Source organism: Cytobacillus sp. FSL M8-0252 (assembly GCF_038007345.1).
GTDB lineage: Bacteria > Bacillota > Bacilli > Bacillales > Cytobacillaceae > Cytobacillus > Cytobacillus kochii.
Genome location: NZ_JBBOWZ010000001.1, coordinates 784,523 through 805,174 on the forward strand (window position 1 = coordinate 784,523; position 20,652 = coordinate 805,174).

The window sequence follows — 20,652 nt, forward strand, 5'->3', positions numbered from 1 at the left end:
TTTTTCGTGTTTAGTTGATACAGAATTAAATTGATAGACTTCATTATTAATTGGTAAATGGTAAATAAGAGGTAATAATAAAACACTTGGCATAGGTGAATAAACATGATAGATACAAACTTATCTTTGATGGTATGAAACGTGTAAAAGTAGAGCCGCGAATGCAAGTGATGGACAGTAGTTTAATCATCCAATATTTGTTAAAATGAAAATGTAAAAGGAGTGATTGTGTGAGAGCGTTAACAATAGGTATCCTGACGGGTTCTTTTGTTTTTATTCCCCTTTTAATTTTTAATGGACTCCATTCGGCAATGGGTGGTGGATTGCTAATTGGTTATTTCGCTTTTGAAATCACTTATTTTTATAAGATAGAAAATAATCGACATAAGAATATTGGAGAGATGAATCAGAAAAGGTGGAATCTCAGACGTTTATAAAAGAGAAAGACAGCTTCATTATTGCAATTGCAGCCGTTTCTGGTGGAGGGAAAACAGAGATAACGAAGGCATTGTTTAATCGCTGTACCTCTTTTACAATCGGAGTGTTGTCCTATACGTGAGGTCGCGCCATTTTCAATCCACTGGATGATACTACTCGGTCCTGCTAGCTGAAATTCATCGAAATGGAGCGTCACAGTATGCGGCAGCTGATTATATGGAGAAGAGGAGAGGCGCATATCCATATGCTTGAGACAGTCAGGATGGATGCAGATAAAATCATCGATGGCACTTTAAGCAAAGAGGAAACCACGCAACAAAAATAGAAGAAGTGAATAGGAGAATAAAAGATGAGTCAGACAGCAATAGATAAAATATGGCAGCAATATCGACAGCAACACTCAGAAGCACCAGATACTTATGCAGCATGGGCGTTCGGTGATAGTGAAGAAATGGCGGATGCCTTGGTGGAACTAGTTGCAGAAGGGAAGAAAACAGCAACAGCATCCAATTACCTTTTATACGAGTTAGAAAATGAAGATTTGCCGCAAGTCGGACAGTTGAATATTATTCTTGATGGCAAAGGGTCGCCGAAATTGATTGTTAAAACGACAAATGTGACGGTCGTGCCTTTTGACGAGGTAACAGAGAATCATGCATTTAATGAAGGGGAGGGTGATTGTTCGCTAGCTTATTGGAGAGAGGTACATGAAGCCTTTTTTAAACGAGAGCTAGCACCTTTAGGGAAAGACTTTCACGAAAAAATTCTCGTCGTATGTGAAGACTTTGAAGTTGTTTATAAAAAGGAGTGACAAAACAATGACGATTGTCTTTGAACTTGTAAGAATTATTGCTATCTTCTTAGTAGTAGGTTGGTTAGGAAGTGAGGCGTTAGCAGGTGTCTATACAATAGGAGGAGAAACGGTTACGCAACCTTGGATGGGCTTTCTTGGTATTTTACTTCTATTATTTGTGCTCTATCGGAATAAATGGCAATTTTCTGGTTGGTATAAAGGGGAAGGAGGAGAGAAGCTATCAAAGCCTCTGACGAAAACAATCACGATGATAGCCATCTTGCTTATCATTGTCCCATTTATTTATCACCCGTGAGGATGACTAGAGGGCGTATACGACAATAAAAAAGCACATCAATCTATTAAAATGTTGATGTGCTTTTTTCGCGGTGTTGATTAGTCTTTTTTAAAGCGGCTGCCTCTATTTAATAACTTCGCTTGTTTTTGCTTGATTCTTTCTTTGGCAGCTTTTGTTGCCTCGTGATCGATGATGATTTCAGTTATTTCTTCTTCCTTCATTGTAATAAGGAGCCATGTACCTTCGACTGAGTCAGGAGGTAGGAGATGAGCCGCAATTATTTTTTCCACTTGCTCATCACCGACTAGGAGCACAGCTTTGCCTTCTTCCATTCTATCTATAACAGCTTTATTCACTCGACCCCACTCCTCTTAGAAACAAATTATAGATTGATCTTCAATTTCTTTTGCTTTGGCAGGACCAATACCAGCAATGCGTTGCAGGTCATCATAGGAAGTGAAAGGTCTTTTCTCGATGATTTCCTCGGCACGATCTGGGCCAATTTCATGGATTTGTTGCAATGTTTCAGCATTCGCTTCATTAATCATAATATGATCTGCAGGACAGCTTTCAATGACAACTTCCTCGTTCGCTTTGTTATCTTTTTTCTCTTTTACCCCATTTATGGAGAGGTAGTCATGGCCATCTGTTTGAATGATAACCGTCCCATTTTCTATCGTGCCGTACACGTCTATATTCATTTGCTGAAGGCGGTTCAATACTTCTTGATTTGGGTGACCGTAAGAGTTATCTGCACCAGCAGAGTAAATAGCGATTTCAGGATGGATTGCTTCTATAAATGCCTCGCTATTAGAAGTATCTGAACCATGATGAGCGATCTTAAAAATATCTGCTTCTATGTTGCCTGAAGCGAGCATCTCATTTTCGGCTGATGTTTCCGCATCGCCTGTGAAGAGAAACGATTGTTCTTTATAAGTGATCTTCATCCCAATAGAGCTATTATTCAAATCTTCATCAACAGATGATGGATGAAGAATATCAATTTGTGCTGAACCAATTGTAAATGATTCGCCTGCTCTTGGTATATGGTAAGCTGCTTCACTTTCAATAATGGCATCTAATGCGTCTTCATATACTCTCGACGTTGATTCTGCTCCGCTCATCCACACTTCTTTGACAGGAAAAGAGTTAATTACTTCAGGCATTTGCCCAATATGATCAGCATGGGGATGAGAGCCAACGAGTAAGTCAATTTCCTTTACCCCAACTGATTGTAAATAGGGTACGACTTCATCGCCATCATGTCTCCCGCTATCTATTAAAATTGTAAAATCTTCACCTTGTAATAATGTCGCATCTCCTTGATCTACATCTATAAAGTGGGCTGTTAAGGTTGGTGAAAATGTTGTCTGTTCTTCAGTTGTTGTTTCAGTGGCACATGCAGTTAGTGTAACGGTGAATAGGATAACAACAATTAATAGTAATGATTTACGCCAGTTATGTATGGTCACGATGGTGTCACTCCTCTTTCGCACATTCGCTTCTGTGTTGATTATAATATAAAAGAAAAGGGAAATGTGGGAATCTGAATATTCCTTAAATAATGAAATAGATAGGTATGAAACTTGTCTAAACGGTCGAGATTAATTAGAATAGGATTGGGCTAGAGGAAAAGGTTAAATATTGCTATCTGATTGTGGACAATGTATGATGTAAAATGATGGAACGAATGGCTCATTACAGTATAAAGAACAGTAAAAACATATATAAGCACTTATTTTATTTTATAGGATGATGGGTAATGAAAAGAGCGAGAATTATATATAATCCAACTTCTGGTCGTGAAATTTTTAAAAGGCATCTTGCAGAAGTATTAGAGAAATTCGAACGCGCAGGATATGAAACCTCTTGTCACGCGACAACTTGTGAAGGTGATGCGACAAAGGCTGCAAGACTTGCTGTAGAGAGAAAGTATGACCTTGTCGTAGCTGCCGGTGGAGATGGCACGATTAATGAAGTCGTCAATGGACTCGCAGAGCAGGAATTCCGACCGCAACTAGGTATTATTCCGACAGGGACAACGAATGATTTTGCTCGTGCACTGCACATTCCACGTGATGTAGAAGCAGCAGCGGATATTATTGTCAAAGGCGAGAAAATCCCTGTTGATATTGGCCGTATGGATAAAAAGTATTTTATTAATATTGCTGGTGGCGGTCGTATTACAGAGCTCACATATGAAGTACCAAGCAAGCTAAAAACGATGATTGGTCAACTTGCCTACTATTTAAAAGGAATAGAAATGCTACCAAGTATTAAACCGGCGGATGTCACGATTGAATTCGATGGCAAAATTTTTGAAGGAGAAGCGATGTTATTCCTTGTCGCTTTAACAAACTCTGTCGGCGGTTTTGAAAAATTGGCTCCAGATGCCTCCATTAATGATGGAATGTTCACATTGTTGATTTTGAAGAAAACCAATTTAGCTGAGTTTATTCGCATTGCCTCACTTGCCTTACGTGGTGAGCATGTCAATGATCCACATGTCATCTATGCAAAAGCAAACAGAATAAAAGTTTATTCAAAAGATCCGGTTATGTTGAACCTTGACGGTGAATACGGCGGGGACACCCCAGCTGAATTTGTGAACTTGTATCGTCATTTGGATGTATTTGTACCACTCAATCAAATACGTAAACAAGATCGCCCTGATTATCAAGATTAAGAATGAATAAAAGCTACTGTCGTGATTGATGCCTTCAGTAGCTTTTTTTTAAAAACAAGGAAGGTGGGGGAACCATGAAAAAATGGCAATGGAAAGAATATAATTTGTCGATTCTTTTACCAGAAAATGGAATACCGCAACTGACGATTATTGTTCAAGATGGCTCTTATTTGTTTGAGTACTTCGAGCAACACCCGCTGAAGCATATTGCCTTTGTAGGTGTTGACCCGATAAATCGTAATAGGGAATACACTCCTTGGTATGCAAAAGTAGATGACTATGCCTATGAAGGTGAGGCAGATACATATTTAACGATGGTTAAAGATGAGCTGTTGCCTTTTTTACATAAAGAATTTCATCTATCAATAGAACCGAAGCATGTAGGCATCGCAGGAGCATCGTTCGGGGCGCTCGTCTCCCTTTACTCTTTATTAACAAGACGTGAGGAGTTCGACTATTATTTCTTACTATCGGCTTCTCTATGGTACCCTGACTTTCTATCATTCTTGCAAAAACAACCAGCCATTACGGATGAGAAACATATCTTCTGGTACGTAGGTGAAAAAGAAGGAGACGAATATCCAAATATCCTTAGAGAAATGGTACCTAATACAATAGAAGCAACGAAAGCACTTGAGGAGAAGCTCGTTCATCCACATGCGACCTTCCAGTTTATCACTGACGCGGAAGGGATTCATCGCCACCCTTATTTTGAGAAGTATTTTCGCGGGTTTATTCTTGAGGTGGAGGATCGGTTTGAAGCAAACATCACTAGTCATGCGTAATGCATGGCTTTTTTATTTAAAATTGAGGAAGAAACCTCCTTTCGTATTGCGCTTGTTTTTATGTTACAATCTGACTAGCGATTTGCACGGATTTTAAGAGAAGAGGAAGAATGAAATGAAGCAAACATTACCTGTTAAGAAAAACGATTATATAGATGTTACTTTTGAAGATTTAACCCATGAAGGAGCGGGCGTGGCAAAGGTCGACGGTTATCCACTATTTGTCCCCAATGCCCTTCCAGGTGAAAAAGCACAAATTAAGGTGCTTAAAACAAGCAAAGGCTATGGCTTCGGCAAACTAATCGAAACATACGAAGAAAGCCCTTATCGTGTCACTGCCCCATGCCCCATTTATAAGGAATGTGGCGGCTGCCAGCTCCAGCATTTAAGCTACGAGGGCCAGCTACTAGCCAAGCAAAAACAAGTCCGTGATGTGCTCACAAGGATAGGCAAGCTTGAAAACGTGACTGTTCATCCCACCCTTGGCATGAGCGATCCGTGGCGTTACCGCAATAAATCCCAAGTACCAATAGGTGAACATGAAGGCGGGTTAATAGGTGGATTCTATCAACAACGCTCCCACCAAATCATTGATATGAAATCTTGCCTTATTCAGCAAGAAAAAAATGATGAGGTTATTCAAAAAGTGAAAGACATCTGCAATAAAAATGGCGTTCGTGCATACGATGAGCAGCGCCATAAAGGCGATCTTCGGCATATCATGGCCCGCTACGGTTTAGTTACGGGGGATGTCATGATTGTCCTTGTCACAAAAGCGAAGGATCTACCGAATAGAAAGAAAATCATCGCGGACATCACAGAGAATATTGCAGGCGTCAAATCTATCGTTCAAAACGTTAACCCTAAGAAAACAAATGTCATCATGGGTGACGAAACCCGTGTACTCTGGGGACAAGAAGTCATCTATGACTATATTGGTGATGTGCGCTTTGCCATCTCAGCAAGATCCTTCTATCAAGTTAACCCAGAACAAACAAAAGTCCTTTACGACAAAGCTCTAGAATACGCAGCACTCACAGGAAAAGAAGAAGTCATCGACGCCTACTGTGGCATCGGTACCATCTCACTCTTCCTTGCCCAAAAAGCCAAATCCGTCTTCGGCGTCGAAATCGTTCCCGAAGCCATTGAAGACGCCAAACGCAACGCCGAACTCAACAACATAACCAACGCAAACTTCGCCGTCGGAAAAGCAGAAGAAGTCATCCCAGCCTGGTACGAAAAAGGACACAAAGCAGACGTCCTCGTCGTCGACCCGCCAAGAAAAGGCTGCGACGAAGCACTGTTGCAAACCATTATTGACATGAAACCGAAGAAGGTTGTTTATGTGTCATGTAATCCTGGGACATTAGCACGTGATTTAAGGGTGCTTGAGGATGGTGGGTATCGGACTGTTGAGGTGCAGCCGGTGGATATGTTTCCGCAGACTACACATGTTGAGGTAGTATCGCAGATGATTTTAAAAGTGTAACCCAATAATAAACTCCTGTGCCACATAATAAACCCCTATCATAATATAACCTTATTCTGGGAAAGATGGTATAATGGAGGCTACAAGAATAGAATATCCAAGCGGTTCACCGAGAAGGCCACCTTACTGGACAAGGGTGGTCTTTCAGAATATCTGCTAAGAAATAAGAATGACTTTGAACGAGTGAATCAATTAAAGAATTTGAATTGAAAAGAATTTTTGCATTTGCTACCTGGTCTGATGGAATGGGTTCAGGACATGCTTATGTTTATAGCTGATGGAGACGTAAGACTACAAAATAATGAAAGAGCAGGGAAGAACTATCACCCTGCTCATTAAACGATTAAAATTCCCCTTCGCTAAAGTAATCATATAATTGACTGTTTAAGCGTTTCAATTGAATGTTTTGCGAATGAGGAAATCCATCTTTTTTTGTCTTTTGGGAACACATCCAGCACGAACAATGAACTTTCCCTTTTGCGAAATATCCAGTAAAACGAGATTGCCATCCAGTTTGTTCTGCAATCTTTGTTTTACGATGAATCACTCTTTTTCGATGATGTCGATAATAAGCACGACTTCGATTTTTGATATGTGGCTTCACTTGTCATCAACTCCTTGGGATAAGGCTCAGCCTGTAAAAGTCCCCAAAGAATGATTAGACCATTACAGGCTGAGTATGATGACAATACGTGTGGTAAGAAAATTCAAGTTCTTCACCTCTTGTAAATGGTTTTCTATAATTATACAACAAATAGATTATTTGAATATCTTATCAATCTGTTCCCGGTCGTAGTCTAAAATCCAATTATTTAGTTCTTCATAAAGTAAATCTAAATCTTCTTGGTTTGAGGCGATAACGTCCCAGCCTGGGTCATCATATAAATACCAGGGCAGTATAACCCTTTTAGAATTTGGGATGATGTGGAAAATCCTCAAAACTTATAGCAGTAAAGAGCGGTTTATAACGAATATCCTCTTTTGACAAGGTAGAACAAATCGATGTGTGACCATGTCCTCATAATCATCTTCATCTTGATCTTCACCCTCTAAGAAAACACTTGGTAACATCTTATGTTTCAGTTTTTGCCTTAACTTCTTGTCATTTATATATTTTTGGTAGACTTCTGTGCGTCTTTTTTGCTAGAAAGTATCATTCCTCTCACAATTAATGTCAGTGACTAGTAACATTTCATCGGTATTATGAAAAACTTTATTGAATATGCAAGTTGCATTGAAGCATAAAGAAATAAGGTTAGGGTCATCCCCTTCAGATGGTGATGGATACGATTTATTTATCAAATGTGTTGAGGATAATTTTGAGTGGCAAGAGTTAGAAATGCCATATCACGATAGAGATTGTTATGTAACTGATGAAACGTTAGGGCTACCACCATACAAGGCCTTTAAGCAGTATAAACGTCATTTGCGTTAAATACTTAATCTGAATAAAGGGAGAGATTAGATTGAAACGTGAAAAGTGTCCTTGTTGTGGCTTTCTAACAATAGAAGGTTAGCCAAAGTGGTATGAGGGGCATAACATTAAATGTCTTATGATAAAGGGGGAATAACATGAATGTAGAGATATTATGGGCAGAAGAATTAGATGAATATTATAAAGGTGAAGTCGATTCTGAGTTAGTAGAAAACATTCAGAAGGAACTAAATATGGACTTGCCAGATTCCTATATTCAATTAATGAAGAAAAGAAATGGGTTCTATTTTAAAAATAAATACTTTTCTACGGATACCCCGAATAGTTGGGCTAATAACTCTGTCCATGTTGATTTTTTATATGGAATAGGGCAAGAGCCAGGATTATTAGATAGTCTTTATTTGCGAAAAGAATGGGGAATACGCAGTAAAAAATTGCTGATTATATCAGCAGACCCACCGATGTTTATCTGTTTGGATTATAGAAAGAGGAAAAATCCTTCTGTCGTTTTTATCGATGTAGAGCAGAATCAAGAGATAAAGTTGGCAAAGGATTTTGAAGAATTTATCAATGGTCTTGTAGATTACATAGAGGATGTAGAATTGGACTCGTATGATTCAGAGCTTTCCGAACAGGAAATAAAAGATTACTATATGAAGATTGACGAAGTAATACAAAAGGGAAAGCCAGGAGAGATTGAACGTTTTTTTACAAAAATTCTCTCAACAAATAACGAATTGATTCGATATATAGTTGAAAAAATGAGACAACACGAAAAACCAAAAGTGCATTTTAATTTACTGCTTTTTTTGTCATGCTGTGCTGAAGGTGATAATAAGGGAATTATAGAAGATGATTATTTATTGGAAATATTAAATGAACTATCCCAGAGCAAAAATAGGGATGTTAGGGACTTCAGTTTGCATAGCTTGAAAGCATTAAATAATAGACTTAACGTGTAAGATGTTCATTTGTTTTTAACAGAGATGCCAATGAGATATGATGAATATATAAAGTAGGTGTCATTTTGGAAAGTGTGATTGATTTAGTAACCTTGCTTAAAAAGAAAAAGGTAAAGGTAATTGAAATACCTAAGTGGGGGACATATCTACGAAAGCAATGGGAAGACAACTTTGTCAATCATCTTAGTGATAAAGAAAAGAAATCTATTTATCTTTATGAAGATGGTTGTTGTGGATACCTATGGCATGTATTTAGTTATGAAAAAAGGAAATATTTAAAAGAAGAACAAGCTGATACAGCATTTAAGAAAGAACCAAAACAGTCATGTTATGTTTTTTATCAGCATTTGGATGATGCTTATATACTTGAAAATGCTTCTTCTTTAACAGCCGAGGACTTTGTAAATGAAGAAGATGTTTACGTAGTAGATAAAGAGTTTAATTGGACTTACGTAAGAACGCATGAAACAGGCTGGTGCGGTCCGTATTTCAGTCGAAAAGACAAAACAAACTAAAGCTATATGGATTGGTTAGCAGTCAATCGTGATGACATTGATAGTTAAAATTGACGGATATTATCACCAAGTTCTAATTAAAGGGAAAAGTTGTTCAAAAAAGGAACTTATGAAAAAGTATATAAATGCCAAAGCTCTTACTTCAAATATTTTAGACCTTCCAGCTATATTTTGCCGAATTAACTGCTTTGACCAACTTGCCTATAATGAAGACATAGAGATTGATTATGTAATTGATACCGACACCGATAGAATCTATAAACCGTCTTATTAAGTGGGCAACTCTACTCATTTTGATGATAGAGGAGAGGAAATAGCTTGAAGGTTATATTCTCGATATTAACAATTTTATGTATGGCAATCGCTTTAATAGGTTGCCAATTACAACAAGGAGAAACAAAGGTTCTTTTAGATGAAAAAAACAGAAACTAAAATTTCAGAGTCGAACGGAACAGGAGAAATGAATGAGGAGATTATTCTATCAATTAGAGAAGAGGAATTATTGAATTTACCATTTTGTGACATAAGAAAAGGACAATACCACTGATTGTCCTACATTGAGTATTAAAAATCTAATTACCTACATATGGATGGATATGTACTAGTATACTTTCCTTTAACCATTTTCCTTGCTTATGATTATCCATTGTAATAACAACCCAACAAGTATCCCAGGTATAACACTTATCATTGGTAGCCATATAGGTGCTATATGTAAATCAAACAAAGTTATCTTCGTAGAAAAAATGGTTCCTACGGTCATAAAATACCCTGAAAACAAAAACAGGAAAGATGAATACGGCTTTTCACCACCGCCTGCATCTTTATAGGCATCCCATATTGCAAAGAAATATAAACAAGGAAAAAATAAAATCCACTTGTGGTTAGTTAGTTGAATTGCCCTTTCAACATTACCTTGTAAGCTAGATAGTATAATTAGATTTAGGTTCCCTTTTATAATAATTAAAACGATTAAAGGTATGAGTACAATGCCTTTAAGGTATTTACCATTTAATATTTGCCCAAAACCAGGAAATATAATGCTCCAAAGTAATACTTCGATTGTTTTCACGCCATTTATTTGTTTCCACTTTTCTTTATTATATTTGTCCGATTTATTGCCGTTGGTACTTCTTCCATCCATCCATTTTTTATCATGATATTTGCGCCATCATTAGCATATTTTACAATTTCAGCTGAGAGCCGATTGTAATTCAACACTAGATCGCTTCTTTGACTAACTGATGCGGCAACTCCATAATTACCTATACCACCTGCTACCAGCATATTAAAATGAAACATCATTAGCTTATCTGAAAAAACTGGAACTGTAGATTCTAACGTAGCAGCATCCCATGTCATTGGTACTTGAAGATCACTTTCAATTAAACAATCACCAAAAACTTTTATGTGTTTTTTAGCTATTTCTTTTCCTCTATTCATATAGTCTCTTACCTTTTGTGATTCTGCTGTTTGCCCGAAACCTATAGAAAGCATTACACCAATAACATTCGTTTGAATATTCGAGAATAATTGGGAAATTTCTATTACGTTCAGTGGTCTTTTCTTCCCAATAAACGAAATACCGTCAAAATAGTTTTTATCTTCAACAAAATTGACTTTATTAGGAATAGGTATATGTGGTGGCCGAATTAATAATCCTTTATTGAGTAAGCTATCAATGACTTGATCATAAAGGTTGGAGGTCTCCTCATGACAAGAACTAAAGAAAGTACGTATATCTTTTCTAGTTGACATAGCTTTCATCAAACTGTACTGCGCCATCCCTGCTTTACCAAGGTTTTGTAAATAACTTAGAAAGAAGATATCATCAAATAAACGAGGTGCTTGTAGGTTAACATCTTGTTCTGTAAACCCAACGGGGATTGGGATTTCTTCTTCGGTGAATATACCTTTTATATTGTCCAAACTTTGAAGAGATATATCATAGGCTATTTGAATATACGGTTCTATATCTGGATCTTGAACTTGCACTAGAAAGTAATTTAAAACATGTTCTGCCATACTATTTTGTAAGTAAGTTGCCCAGAGAGAACCAATTTCTGATGAGGTTAAGGGTATATAATTTGTTTTACTCAATATGATATCCTCCCAAAAGTAACAAATTTAAACATAGTATTTGATCGATAAAAAAAACTATTAATGGTAAATAATGAGATAAATAACACCACTAACTGAAAAGTTTCCCATCAATGTTTATAATGCCGTACTAGGAAATAGATGAGTTTTTTATACAAAAGTGGGAAGACAAGAAAGACAGAGAGAACCTACTCGAGAAATATAAAGCCAAGCAGTTCATCGAGATTATAAGAGATGCTACACCAATTACAAAGTTTAATTTATTCTTTAAACTAGTCGAGAAGATGACGGTTTATAAAGTGAAGAAAAAAGTAATAGTGACCTTGTTAGAAGGAATAGAGTAGAGTGTCAAGAAATATAAGAATATGTTTGCCGGTTGGGGTTAATTATCTTGACCGGCTTTTTAATTTTTATTTCGAAAACAATTCATAAGTATCCTTTAATACGGAGTAGAAGTATATTGCGTAGCAGTATCACCTGACTTGGTGACTATGTAAAAGCATGTAGTGAAAGTCGATGGTTATAGAATATCTGTGATCCCTCGGCGGCTTATTCAGCAGTTACGCCTTAACCAACAATTGGTTGGTTATCATCGCTTAGCTATATGAAGGCAAAGCATATGATATCATAGACCTATACTTAAATTTAGATTTAGGTTGTTCTAACTTAAAAGGTGAGTGCGGAAAACCTAAGACTCTTAAAATTGCATTTAAAATAGTTAAGCCGTTGTCTATTCAATTCAAATGATTCGATTTAGAAGAGGCATTTAAGTTTAGACGTGGAATTATTTATGATATAGATTAAGGATTGATTAATGAAGCAAGTGCCATCACCTGTTTTAATTATCATACATACAAATACTTTGTACCAACGATCAATTTGATAGATTGAAGAGTTAAGTAAATTGAATTCTATAACTATAAATTAAAAAATAGAGGAGTGAGACAACAATATGCAATATGATGCAAAGAATTCGGAAGAATATCTAGAATTGCTTGAAGACGATTGGAGAAAAGAGAAATTGCTTGCGGTTAGACAAATGATTTTTGCTTATGCACCTGAATTTGATGAGGTGATTCGCTATAAGATGTTGAATTATGGTAAAGATGATACCTATGTGTTTGCATTAAATGCGCAAAAACATTATGTCAGTCTCTATGTGGGTACAATAGATAAGGTAGAAAATGCAGAGACCCTATTAACTGGTTATAATTATGGAAAAGGCTGCATTCGTATCAAAAAAACGATAAAGATGGAAGAAACGGGATTGGAACAATTTATTCATAAAACCGTTGATATGTGGCGCGCCGGTGAAAATACGGATTGTTAAGCTTGAGAGATAAGAAGGTCACAATCCCCTTGTGATCATATATGTAGATGTCTGACCGTGTTAAACATAAATGCCAAAAAAACGCTTCAGAATTCCTCTGAAGTGAATTTAATGTAATCATATGTGGAGGAAAGCGATGACTTATGAAGAAATTATGCAAAAGCTTGAGAAATTAGGCAGTGACCAAACAAAGAGAATCTTCTTGAACCACGGAGTAAAGGAACCTTATTTTGGTGTGAAAATTGGAGATTTAAAAAAGCTTGTTAAGTATGTAAAGAAGGATCAGAAGTTAGCATTACAACTATATCATTCAGGAAATCATGATGCGATGTATTTGGCAGGTCTATCTGTTAATCCAAAATTAATGGCAAAAGAAGACTTACAAGACTGGGCTAAGAGAGCTTATTGGTATATGGTCGCTGAATATACCGTTGCGCAGGTAGCAGCTGAAAGTGAGTATGCCCTTGAATTGGCTAATGAATGGATGAGCTCAGAGCAAGAGATGAACGCAGTTGTTGGATGGAGTACATATGCGAATTATTTATCAATTACTCCTGATGAGGAGCTAGACATAGGTGAAATTAGGACATTGTTGTACAGAGTGAAAGATTCTGTACATGAGGAACGCAATCGAGTTCGTTATGTTATGAATTCCTTTGTTATTTCCGTCGGCTCCTATGTACCTGAATTAACGGAAGAAGCGAAACAGGTAGCTGATTTTATTGGGAAAGTACATGTGGATGTAGGAAATACTGCTTGTAAGGTACCGCTCGCAAAAGACTATATAAAAAAAGTAGAAGAGAAAGATCGAATTGGAATAAAGCGTAAGACATGTATTTGTTAATATAATAAAGATGGTCCTGCTCATTACCCATGTGTGTTTGAGGTCAAAAAATAAGTGGGAAATTATCATTGAAAAGTTTGACATTCCTCCACAACCGAGTGCTTTTCTTGCAGCAAGAATTTCACTCTTTTTATAAATGGAAGTATATATAAGAAGATTTTATGAAAGTCCCAAAAGAAACCGTTTGGAAATGAATGTGATCAATTTTATGATAACAATGAGAAAGGGTATTAAAAATGAAGGAGGAATAGGTCATGAATGTTTCATTCCATATTGAAATTCAAAATCTTTATCAAAAACTAATAGATGCTTGGAACAATCGTGATGCCCAGGGAATGGCTGTACTCTTTGAAGAACAGGGAGTCCAAATTGGTTTTGATGGAAGTAAGTTAATAGGGTCAGAAGAGATTTTATCGCACCTTACACCCATATTTGAAGGTCATCCTACTGCTCCTTTTGTTACTAAAGTTAAAGAGACACGGCTTTTAGGTACTGATGTAGCAATTTTACAGGCTATTGCAGGTATGATTTCACCTGAAACATCAGATATTAACCCATCAGTAAATGCTCATCAAACGCTAGTTGCCGTGAAGAAAGATCATGAATGGCAAATTGAACTGTTTCAAAATACCCCGGCTCAGTTTCATGGCAGACCAGAGTTAGTGGAGGAAATGACAGAAGAGTTAAGGCAATTACTTCATAACTGAAGTCGTAGCCTTGTTCAGCAAAAGGGCGCTTTCTGCAACAATGGAGGCGCCTATTTTCATTTAAGTGAGAAATAACAACTACATTACATTAGGTGATTAGGATAAAAATATGGTGGTAAACCGCATAATAAAATGCGCATTAAACAAGAAGCGATGGCAGTGGTAATTCTAGGTTAAAAAGGTCAATTGTTAGAAGTAGTGGATAATCAATTAAATCAGAAGAGAATATTTCATCACCAGTTATTCAAGAACAGAAAATCGGTAGAAATGATTCTTGTCCATATGGTAGTGGGGGAAAATATATATAGTTTTTGCAGAAGAACAGCATCGATGTAATGTTTCTGTTATTAGGTTTATAAACGGTAGATTTGAATGGACTTGTAAAGGTTAAAAAAGCATGGATTTTCCGTTCAAACTGTCCATGCTTTTGCAATCTATCTTATTTAAGTTAATTAATGCTACTTGTCTTCACGTAGTAAGTAGTTGTTCCCGTCTTGGTCTTTAAAAGAGAACATTGTACCAAAAGGAAGTCTTTGCATTTCATCTACTTCTACTCCATTTTGGTTCATTTTTTCGTAAGCGGATTCTATATCAGTTGTGCTGAAAAGGATAGAAGGGTGAGAAACAGCTGAAGGGTTTTGTTGTTCCATAGCTGACTTGGAGTAAAGAACAAGTGTTGTAAATTCGTCTTCACTTGGACCGACTTCTATCCAAGACATGTTTGGTCCCATAGCTTGTTCAAATTTTAAGACAAAACCAACTTTGTTTATCCAGAAGTCTTTCGCTAGTTCTTGGTCTTTTACATAAACAGTTACCTTACCAATTTTGTTAATCATAGAAAACTCCTTTTTTATTTATTACTTTAATCCTAGTAATTTTATCATTTAATTTTAGCAATACCAATTTTTTTCATTTCCTTTTATGCTGTTCCAATTCATTTGATAGGAAAAAGGATGTTGTATTAGGATTTAAATATCACATATTGTCTCCATGATTGTCTTTAGCTAGAAGGTATTACTGATGGAAAATAGAAATATTATGTAATCTATTAAAAGGGGGAGACACGATGAAACTAGGAGCATTTTCTATTAGTTTAAATGTAAAAGATATTCATCGATCAAAAGCATTTTACGAGGATTTAGGATTCAAAACGCTAGGAGGGGACATTAATCAGAATTGGCTTATATTGAAGAATGAACAAACGGTCATAGGTCTCTTTCAAGGAATGTTTGAAAAAAATGCCCTTACATTTAATCCAGGGTGGGATAATAACGCTGAAAATCTAGAAGATTTTACAGATGTGCGAGAACTCCAAAAAGAATTGAAAGAAAAAGGAGTAAAATTAATACAAGAAGCCGATGAATCAACAGAAGGACCGGCATTTATTACTCTGGAAGATCCAGACGGCAATCCAATCTTAATTGATCAACATCGATAAGGAACTCATCTGAAAAAAATCACACCGAAAAATAGAAAGAAAAGGTGCGATGAAAAAATACCTTTTCTTTCTGGTGAGATTAGTCTATTTCGCATTTGCATCTGGTTGATGAATGCCGAAAATATTTCCTTCTGTATCCTTATAGTACCCCTGCCAAGCCATGCCAGGGAGAGCATATTTGGGCAATGCTACTACACCACCATTATTAAGTATTTTTTCTTCAATCGCATGGTAATTTTCTACTCCTATTGTACAGGCATAACCATTTAATGGCTGATTTGATTCAGGAGGAGGACTTTGACGTTGCATTAAAGCACCGTTAATTCCAGGCTCATCCTTACCGCCAGTTACTGCCCCAAAATAAGGCATACCTGCAAATTCGCTCCAATCTTCAAATGCCCAGCCAAATACCTCGCCATAAAACTTTCTAGCGCGGTCCATATCATCTACATGAATTTCGAAATGTACTAATCTACCCATGATTACCTCTTGATTTTTCTTAAAAAAATGAATCCCTGATGTATGTAATTTCTACTAATCTGTAGGGCGCTCCTTCTCAATATGGAATTTAATTTATCTTTTATACATTAATGCCAAGCACTAGGAAGGTACCTTTTATAAAAGAGAGTCACTTGCTACACAGCAGAAGATTATTGTGCAGCAAAAAACTTCAATGCTAGGTGAAAGAATATAAAGGAGGGAAAACAATGAATCATTCGTCTTTTGTTATAAGAAAAGCGGTTCTTGAGGATGCCATGGGCTTATGAAATTGTTATCTCAAATCTGGATTCGGAAGAAGTTACATTTGTTGAAGAATTAATATGAAAGAGTGGTTTATTGACCATGCTTCAAATTATAAACATTCGTTTGCTAAATCCAAGGATACAAGAAGCAGTGAACGATGCTCTTACATCCAGGTTACTATACCAATGTTAAGGCGATAAATCGGTATGAATAATCCTTTTGCAGCCTTTTTACAATTGTTTCTCCGTGTATTTCTTGTATATCCTTCTGATATAGGTGTTTCTTCTTTCTGAAAAACAAACGATGCTATTATATGGTATCGAGTAGAGGGTGGTTTTTAAGTTGTTAGGTTCATATCCTTTAATAAAATGAAAAAGCAGTAAATAAGAATCGCCATATTAGATAGCGCAAGAGTGTAAACATCTAAATTAAAAATCAGTTCTCCGAGGTGTATTATTCATCTCCGCCTTATAATTCTCAATTGATATGGCAGTACAAAACCATAAACAATAAAATAAAACAAAATAGAGAAAAAATTAAACCATCCTTTTTCTATCATGTAACCAAAGTATTCTATTCCAATTTCGATACCAAATGAAATGAGGGTGAAGAATATGACTAATATCCATTTGTTTTTTTATTTGAGAAATTTAAGAAGATACAAGCTAATGATGAAGGGATGAAGGTAAAAGAGAGAATATCTCCGAGCCCTAGCTTTTTAGGGGAACCTAAATCAACTAAGTCGAAAACGCGTAAAATAAATGCATCCATGATCCATGTTGCAAACCCAACAATACAAAAAATGATATATAATTCTGTTCGATTTATTCTCTTTTTGGGCATGAGGTTAAGGATAAATAATAGCGCGACAACAACGATGATTGGAAACCATAATCCTTTTGCTCCAAGGTCTAAGTTACTAAGTGCAGTAGAAAGCATGGTATCTCCTCCGAAATTACTAAAACTTAGTATGCGTATTAAAGGATGGAAAATACATACATTCTAGATACAGTATGTTGGAAATAAAGGAAACCGATGCTGACAATATGTGTGAATGGAGAGCAGAGAAATGGAACTCATGTTAGGATCAGGAATTCTTCTTAGCTACATGTATGCAGTATATTTTCTATTTAATCAGTTACCAAAGGTCATTGCCAGAAGAAATACTGATTTTGTGAGGCAAATTCTGTCTTCTTGGATCATTGTCGTTATTTCTTCCTTCATACTTGCTCAAATGACCAAGGGGCGTCTAGCAGTGTCCATCCTATTCGATGGTATTTTTTACTTTTCTATAGTCATTACTTTAGGCTTGTTTTATTTGTTTGTTATCATAAGGAACGTTAACCTCTTACTCTATAAGAAAATAATCAATAAAATCCAAGTAAATATGAAACAATAGTTCCATTTAGAGTAAGCGGAACTTAAAAGAAGCGAACTTTTTTGCAATTAGTAACGGATTACGACTGCCGTCCAATATATAAAGCTCATAAAGACAAAAACACTTATAAAGGTGAAAACGGCAGAAGGTAATTTTTTATACGTAAATATAAGGAACCAGCCAACGATTATATGGATTAGTAAAAAGATGAGTATCATGGCATTCGACTTCCTTTCGATAAAAATATTCGTGCAAGCTCATAGCACTTCTGATCATCGTCCCTAGCCTTTTTTATAGTCCAGCGCTCTCTAATTCACTAATGGTGGTAAATATACGAGAATATATGTCTTTTACATGTTCCACTTTTAATTCATCGTTATATAATCCATACCCTACACTATTCACTGCATCTTCTTCTTTTGAGGGGAGAATGCCGACCGCATAGTTTACGCCAGGCGACCATTGCCAGTCTTTGTTGAATGTATTTTCTTCTATATAAAAAGGAGCAACACTATTGGCTGAGATAAAAAAGAATGGAATGGTTGAATGTAAGTAAACATTGGCATATTGTTTTTTAGACGCTTCTGTTAGGTTTTCTTCAGTAACGATCACGGCATCAAGAGAACGTTTGGTTGTTTCTAGTTCATTAAAGGACATTTCAATGAATTTGATGGTGTCTTCTTTTATTTCAGGTGTTTCCCCAATTACGGCAATCTTTAAGGTGCTTCCTTTATAAACATCAAAGCTAGGTGTATCGCTACAGGCGCTAAGTAATACTATAAAGCTGAAGATGAAAATAGTTAAAGAACTTCTTCTTTTCATACATACTCCTCCTCTTATAATTGAATATTAGCATAATATTCCATTTTTGTTAAAGGGATATTTAAAATATAAAACGAATTACTTAATGAACATACATAGAGGAGGAGAAAACCTTGAACCATTCTTCATTTATCATTAGAAAAGCGGTTATAGAGGATGCAATGGGCATCGCAAGAGTACACGTCGATAGTTGGCGCAGCACCTATGCAGCCATTTTCCCACAAGAATATCTAAATGGACTTACGTATGAAAAGAGGGAAAAATTGTGGTTAAACAATATACCTCTTGGTGGCGTGTATGTGGCTGAAAATGAGGTTGGTGAAATCATTGGGTTTTCTTCAGGTGGGGAAGAGAGAAGTGGGAAGTACAACGGTTTTGATGGCGAACTGTATGCAATTTATTTATTAGAAGAGTATCAAAGAAAAGGAGTGGGATCGGCTCTGTTTGCAGCCGTTACTACTGAACTGAAACAAAAGGGATATCAAGGGATGCTTGTCCTAGTTGTGGAGGATAATCACTCTTATCGATTTTATGAAGCCCTTGGTGGTGAAAAGATTGATTCTATTGAAATGAGTATGGCTGGTGAGAAATATGGGGAGATTGTGTATGGATGGAGAGATATTACTCCTTTGACATTAGAAATCAATAAACGTTTTACATATCGTTAAAGTGAGATTCATACTCAATTGTTATCTTATTGATAGCGGGGATAGCATCAGTGGCTATCAGTACATTTGGCGAAGGAGGAGCCAAATGTTTTTTTTGATTATTTCTAAAGAGAAAAATTACCATATTTACTGTATAATAGGCTTATATAAATAGAAGGTGGGATAGTGATGTCTTATCCAGTGAGAGTGAGGGCATGTGCGCTAATCATCGAAAATGATTCAATTCTTTTGATTGAATATGAAGATGAGAGAGGCATTCATTATAATTTGCCTGCAGGGGGCGTAGAACCGAATGAATCAGTCATTGAAGCTGTAAAGCGAGAAGCGAAAGAAGAAGCATCAATTGACGTGAAAGTAGGTCCTTTAGCATTTATATATGAGTATGCTCCGCACTTGAATGCGAATAAATACGGTGATATTCATTCGTTGCAGTTAATTTTTGAATGTACCCTTACCGATGAATCTATTCCTAAACAACCAAAGTATCCTGATCCTAATCAAACTGATGTAAAATGGATTGAATTATCCGAATTAAATAACATCTTACTTTTCCCCCATTTAGGAGAACATATTCTTACCTATCATCAACAGAAAAGAAATATCGGATTAATAGAAGAACAAACGCTAAGTTGATAGGAGGAGAATCTTGAAAAGAAAGATATTCGCAAAATTTGTTACTAGAATCATTATGAAAGTAAGAGGTTCAATATTTAAATGAAGTACAAAAAAACGACTGTCATAGTTAGTGTCATTTTGGTTAGTGTCGTTTGTGTGATGTTATTTAACTTTCTAAAGAAAGATGTCTGGGATGTGAATGCTGAGTTATTGAAAGAAGAGGTATTGTCCATTGAGTCATCTGTAGAAGAAGTAAATTTATTGGATATCACACCATTTGAGTGGGATAAGGTTTATTTCTTTGAGCCTTATACTCAGAAAGAGTGGATATATGAAACGGTAGGATATAAATGGGATACTATTAGTGAAACAGTAAACGAAGGAATGAACCAAATAGTATTTATAAAGAATAATCAAGTGGTTTGTTATGTATATGGATACCCAGAAAATAACGGATACGGCATTTCTATGAGTGAAAAAACGACTCAAGTCCCTGGTGGCTTTCTCCTTAAAGCGGATGAACAGCGCCCATTTGAAGTGGTAAGGCATGGTGGTGTGGTCTATTTAAAAAGCAACTAGCAGATTTAATGTAGATAAAAGGAGAA

The 20,652-nt window shown here is 36.3% G+C and carries 28 protein-coding genes; 18 read left to right on the plus strand and 10 right to left on the minus strand.

What is annotated here, in order from left to right; translation table 11 throughout:
• Positions 1–230: 230 nt before the first annotated feature.
• The 4 genes from MKX83_RS04050 (at position 231) to MKX83_RS04065 (ending at position 1,547) form a co-directional block, all read left to right on the plus strand.
• The gene (locus MKX83_RS04050) at positions 231–437 is read left to right on the plus strand and encodes a hypothetical protein (protein WP_322910159.1); all 207 of its coding nucleotides are present in this window, start codon (positions 231–233) and stop codon (positions 435–437) included.
• Between the two features lie 200 nt (positions 438–637).
• Entirely contained in the window at positions 638–763 is a 126-nt protein-coding gene (locus MKX83_RS04055) for a hypothetical protein (RefSeq protein WP_267892258.1), read from the plus strand.
• 24 nt (positions 764–787) lie between these two features.
• Positions 788–1,249, plus strand: coding sequence for an ASCH domain-containing protein (locus tag MKX83_RS04060; protein ID WP_095370589.1), 462 nt, complete (start codon positions 788–790; stop codon positions 1,247–1,249).
• Between the two features lie 7 nt (positions 1,250–1,256).
• Positions 1,257–1,547: a hypothetical protein gene (locus MKX83_RS04065; protein ID WP_095370588.1), complete on the plus strand. Its 291-nt coding sequence runs from the start codon at positions 1,257–1,259 to the stop codon at positions 1,545–1,547.
• Between the two features lie 80 nt (positions 1,548–1,627).
• On the opposite strand, the gene MKX83_RS04070 is transcribed toward MKX83_RS04065, so the two are convergent.
• Both MKX83_RS04070 and MKX83_RS04075 read right to left on the minus strand, forming a co-directional pair.
• Positions 1,628–1,885 carry a DUF3006 domain-containing protein gene (locus tag MKX83_RS04070; RefSeq protein ID WP_341054214.1) on the minus strand — a complete coding sequence of 86 codons (258 nt, stop codon included), beginning with the start codon at positions 1,883–1,885 and terminating at the stop codon, positions 1,628–1,630.
• A 15-nt stretch (positions 1,886–1,900) separates the two neighbouring features.
• Positions 1,901–3,001 (minus strand): MBL fold metallo-hydrolase, encoded by a 1,101-nt coding sequence (locus MKX83_RS04075; RefSeq protein ID WP_341054216.1) that lies wholly within the window; start codon positions 2,999–3,001, stop codon positions 1,901–1,903.
• A gap of 290 nt (positions 3,002–3,291) precedes the next feature.
• On the opposite strand from MKX83_RS04075, the gene MKX83_RS04080 reads away from it, so the two are divergent.
• From MKX83_RS04080 to rlmD, 3 genes are all read left to right on the plus strand, one after another.
• The gene (locus MKX83_RS04080; protein ID WP_095370585.1) at positions 3,292–4,215 is read left to right on the plus strand and encodes a diacylglycerol kinase; all 924 of its coding nucleotides are present in this window, start codon (positions 3,292–3,294) and stop codon (positions 4,213–4,215) included.
• Positions 4,216–4,289: 74 nt separating this feature from the next.
• Complete coding sequence (locus tag MKX83_RS04085) at positions 4,290–5,000, plus strand: alpha/beta hydrolase (RefSeq protein ID WP_341054218.1); 711 nt, start codon at positions 4,290–4,292, stop codon at positions 4,998–5,000.
• Positions 5,001–5,115: 115 nt separating this feature from the next.
• Positions 5,116–6,489, plus strand: a complete 1,374-nt coding sequence (gene rlmD, locus MKX83_RS04090; RefSeq protein ID WP_307315104.1) for a 23S rRNA (uracil(1939)-C(5))-methyltransferase RlmD — start codon at positions 5,116–5,118, stop codon at positions 6,487–6,489.
• Between the two features lie 343 nt (positions 6,490–6,832).
• Here rlmD and MKX83_RS04095 read toward each other — a convergent pair whose 3' ends face one another.
• Both MKX83_RS04095 and MKX83_RS24600 read right to left on the minus strand, forming a co-directional pair.
• The gene (locus MKX83_RS04095; protein ID WP_281203141.1) at positions 6,833–7,093 is read right to left on the minus strand and encodes a hypothetical protein; all 261 of its coding nucleotides are present in this window, start codon (positions 7,091–7,093) and stop codon (positions 6,833–6,835) included.
• 155 nt (positions 7,094–7,248) lie between these two features.
• Positions 7,249–7,428 (minus strand): DUF3885 domain-containing protein, encoded by a 180-nt coding sequence (locus MKX83_RS24600; protein ID WP_445293151.1) that lies wholly within the window; start codon positions 7,426–7,428, stop codon positions 7,249–7,251.
• A 277-nt stretch (positions 7,429–7,705) separates the two neighbouring features.
• Here MKX83_RS24600 and MKX83_RS04100 point away from each other — a divergent pair, with 277 nt between their 5' ends.
• From MKX83_RS04100 to MKX83_RS04110, 3 genes are all read left to right on the plus strand, one after another.
• A complete protein-coding gene (locus MKX83_RS04100) occupies positions 7,706–7,924 on the plus strand; it encodes a hypothetical protein (protein WP_340977855.1) in 219 nt (72 codons plus the stop codon).
• A gap of 137 nt (positions 7,925–8,061) precedes the next feature.
• Positions 8,062–8,886 (plus strand): SMI1/KNR4 family protein, encoded by an 825-nt coding sequence (locus MKX83_RS04105; protein WP_341054220.1) that lies wholly within the window; start codon positions 8,062–8,064, stop codon positions 8,884–8,886.
• A 77-nt stretch (positions 8,887–8,963) separates the two neighbouring features.
• On the plus strand, positions 8,964–9,401 hold the full coding sequence (locus MKX83_RS04110; protein WP_341058567.1) for a DUF4275 family protein: 438 nt from the start codon (positions 8,964–8,966) through the stop codon (positions 9,399–9,401).
• Between the two features lie 616 nt (positions 9,402–10,017).
• On the opposite strand, the gene MKX83_RS04115 is transcribed toward MKX83_RS04110, so the two are convergent.
• Together MKX83_RS04115 and MKX83_RS04120 are read right to left on the minus strand one after the other, a co-directional pair.
• Positions 10,018–10,473 (minus strand): hypothetical protein, encoded by a 456-nt coding sequence (locus tag MKX83_RS04115; protein WP_340977857.1) that lies wholly within the window; start codon positions 10,471–10,473, stop codon positions 10,018–10,020.
• 5 nt (positions 10,474–10,478) lie between these two features.
• On the minus strand, positions 10,479–11,501 hold the full coding sequence (locus MKX83_RS04120) for a DUF3231 family protein (protein WP_341054223.1): 1,023 nt from the start codon (positions 11,499–11,501) through the stop codon (positions 10,479–10,481).
• Positions 11,502–12,453: 952 nt separating this feature from the next.
• Here MKX83_RS04120 and MKX83_RS04125 point away from each other — a divergent pair.
• From MKX83_RS04125 to MKX83_RS04135, 3 genes are all read left to right on the plus strand, one after another.
• Positions 12,454–12,831: an iron chaperone gene (locus tag MKX83_RS04125; RefSeq protein ID WP_307315090.1), complete on the plus strand. Its 378-nt coding sequence runs from the start codon at positions 12,454–12,456 to the stop codon at positions 12,829–12,831.
• A gap of 136 nt (positions 12,832–12,967) precedes the next feature.
• Entirely contained in the window at positions 12,968–13,675 is a 708-nt protein-coding gene (locus MKX83_RS04130; protein ID WP_341054226.1) for a DNA alkylation repair protein, read from the plus strand.
• Positions 13,676–13,929: 254 nt separating this feature from the next.
• Positions 13,930–14,382: an SgcJ/EcaC family oxidoreductase gene (locus MKX83_RS04135; protein WP_341054228.1), complete on the plus strand. Its 453-nt coding sequence runs from the start codon at positions 13,930–13,932 to the stop codon at positions 14,380–14,382.
• Between the two features lie 458 nt (positions 14,383–14,840).
• Here MKX83_RS04135 and MKX83_RS04140 read toward each other — a convergent pair whose 3' ends face one another.
• Positions 14,841–15,218 (minus strand): VOC family protein, encoded by a 378-nt coding sequence (locus tag MKX83_RS04140; protein WP_307315068.1) that lies wholly within the window; start codon positions 15,216–15,218, stop codon positions 14,841–14,843.
• 230 nt (positions 15,219–15,448) lie between these two features.
• Between MKX83_RS04140 and MKX83_RS04145 the strand changes: the two genes are divergently transcribed.
• On the plus strand, positions 15,449–15,820 hold the full coding sequence (locus tag MKX83_RS04145; RefSeq protein ID WP_224934413.1) for a VOC family protein: 372 nt from the start codon (positions 15,449–15,451) through the stop codon (positions 15,818–15,820).
• Between the two features lie 84 nt (positions 15,821–15,904).
• Here MKX83_RS04145 and MKX83_RS04150 read toward each other — a convergent pair whose 3' ends face one another.
• Both MKX83_RS04150 and MKX83_RS04155 read right to left on the minus strand, forming a co-directional pair.
• Positions 15,905–16,300 (minus strand): VOC family protein, encoded by a 396-nt coding sequence (locus MKX83_RS04150; protein ID WP_340977869.1) that lies wholly within the window; start codon positions 16,298–16,300, stop codon positions 15,905–15,907.
• 882 nt (positions 16,301–17,182) lie between these two features.
• Positions 17,183–17,503, minus strand: a complete 321-nt coding sequence (locus MKX83_RS04155; RefSeq protein ID WP_340977870.1) for a hypothetical protein — start codon at positions 17,501–17,503, stop codon at positions 17,183–17,185.
• Positions 17,504–17,633: 130 nt separating this feature from the next.
• Here MKX83_RS04155 and MKX83_RS04160 point away from each other — a divergent pair, with 130 nt between their 5' ends.
• The gene (locus tag MKX83_RS04160; protein ID WP_340977872.1) at positions 17,634–17,963 is read left to right on the plus strand and encodes a hypothetical protein; all 330 of its coding nucleotides are present in this window, start codon (positions 17,634–17,636) and stop codon (positions 17,961–17,963) included.
• A 270-nt stretch (positions 17,964–18,233) separates the two neighbouring features.
• Here MKX83_RS04160 and MKX83_RS04165 read toward each other — a convergent pair whose 3' ends face one another.
• Positions 18,234–18,764 (minus strand): hypothetical protein, encoded by a 531-nt coding sequence (locus MKX83_RS04165; protein ID WP_340977874.1) that lies wholly within the window; start codon positions 18,762–18,764, stop codon positions 18,234–18,236.
• A 113-nt stretch (positions 18,765–18,877) separates the two neighbouring features.
• Between MKX83_RS04165 and MKX83_RS04170 the strand changes: the two genes are divergently transcribed.
• From MKX83_RS04170 to MKX83_RS04180, 3 genes are all read left to right on the plus strand, one after another.
• Positions 18,878–19,432, plus strand: a complete 555-nt coding sequence (locus MKX83_RS04170) for a GNAT family N-acetyltransferase (RefSeq protein WP_340977875.1) — start codon at positions 18,878–18,880, stop codon at positions 19,430–19,432.
• 168 nt (positions 19,433–19,600) lie between these two features.
• Complete coding sequence (locus tag MKX83_RS04175) at positions 19,601–20,065, plus strand: NUDIX domain-containing protein (protein WP_340977876.1); 465 nt, start codon at positions 19,601–19,603, stop codon at positions 20,063–20,065.
• A gap of 81 nt (positions 20,066–20,146) precedes the next feature.
• Positions 20,147–20,626, plus strand: a complete 480-nt coding sequence (locus MKX83_RS04180; protein ID WP_328199752.1) for a hypothetical protein — start codon at positions 20,147–20,149, stop codon at positions 20,624–20,626.
• The last annotated feature ends 26 nt before the right edge of the window (positions 20,627–20,652 follow it).

What these genes read in the sequence shown, in the direction of transcription:
- MKX83_RS04180 (WP_328199752.1), top strand. Translation starts at nt 20,147, where the DNA reads ATGAAGTACAAAAAAACGACTGTCATAGTTAGTGTCATTTTGGTTAGT.
- MKX83_RS04135 (WP_341054228.1), top strand. Translation starts at nt 13,930, where the DNA reads ATGAATGTTTCATTCCATATTGAAATTCAAAATCTTTATCAAAAACTA.
- MKX83_RS04105 (WP_341054220.1), top strand. Translation starts at nt 8,062, where the DNA reads ATGAATGTAGAGATATTATGGGCAGAAGAATTAGATGAATATTATAAA.
- MKX83_RS04125 (WP_307315090.1), top strand. Translation starts at nt 12,454, where the DNA reads ATGCAATATGATGCAAAGAATTCGGAAGAATATCTAGAATTGCTTGAA.
- MKX83_RS04155 (WP_340977870.1), bottom strand. Translation starts at nt 17,503, where the DNA reads ATGCTTTCTACTGCACTTAGTAACTTAGACCTTGGAGCAAAAGGATTA.
- MKX83_RS04055 (WP_267892258.1), top strand. Translation starts at nt 638, where the DNA reads ATGCGGCAGCTGATTATATGGAGAAGAGGAGAGGCGCATATCCATATG.
- MKX83_RS04060 (WP_095370589.1), top strand. Translation starts at nt 788, where the DNA reads ATGAGTCAGACAGCAATAGATAAAATATGGCAGCAATATCGACAGCAA.
- MKX83_RS04065 (WP_095370588.1), top strand. Translation starts at nt 1,257, where the DNA reads ATGACGATTGTCTTTGAACTTGTAAGAATTATTGCTATCTTCTTAGTA.
- MKX83_RS04085 (WP_341054218.1), top strand. Translation starts at nt 4,290, where the DNA reads ATGAAAAAATGGCAATGGAAAGAATATAATTTGTCGATTCTTTTACCA.
- MKX83_RS04080 (WP_095370585.1), top strand. Translation starts at nt 3,292, where the DNA reads ATGAAAAGAGCGAGAATTATATATAATCCAACTTCTGGTCGTGAAATT.
- MKX83_RS04140 (WP_307315068.1), bottom strand. Translation starts at nt 15,218, where the DNA reads ATGATTAACAAAATTGGTAAGGTAACTGTTTATGTAAAAGACCAAGAA.
- rlmD (WP_307315104.1), top strand. Translation starts at nt 5,116, where the DNA reads ATGAAGCAAACATTACCTGTTAAGAAAAACGATTATATAGATGTTACT.
- MKX83_RS04150 (WP_340977869.1), bottom strand. Translation starts at nt 16,300, where the DNA reads ATGGGTAGATTAGTACATTTCGAAATTCATGTAGATGATATGGACCGC.
- MKX83_RS04130 (WP_341054226.1), top strand. Translation starts at nt 12,968, where the DNA reads ATGACTTATGAAGAAATTATGCAAAAGCTTGAGAAATTAGGCAGTGAC.
- MKX83_RS04165 (WP_340977874.1), bottom strand. Translation starts at nt 18,764, where the DNA reads ATGAAAAGAAGAAGTTCTTTAACTATTTTCATCTTCAGCTTTATAGTA.
- MKX83_RS04145 (WP_224934413.1), top strand. Translation starts at nt 15,449, where the DNA reads ATGAAACTAGGAGCATTTTCTATTAGTTTAAATGTAAAAGATATTCAT.
- MKX83_RS04175 (WP_340977876.1), top strand. Translation starts at nt 19,601, where the DNA reads ATGTCTTATCCAGTGAGAGTGAGGGCATGTGCGCTAATCATCGAAAAT.
- MKX83_RS04160 (WP_340977872.1), top strand. Translation starts at nt 17,634, where the DNA reads ATGGAACTCATGTTAGGATCAGGAATTCTTCTTAGCTACATGTATGCA.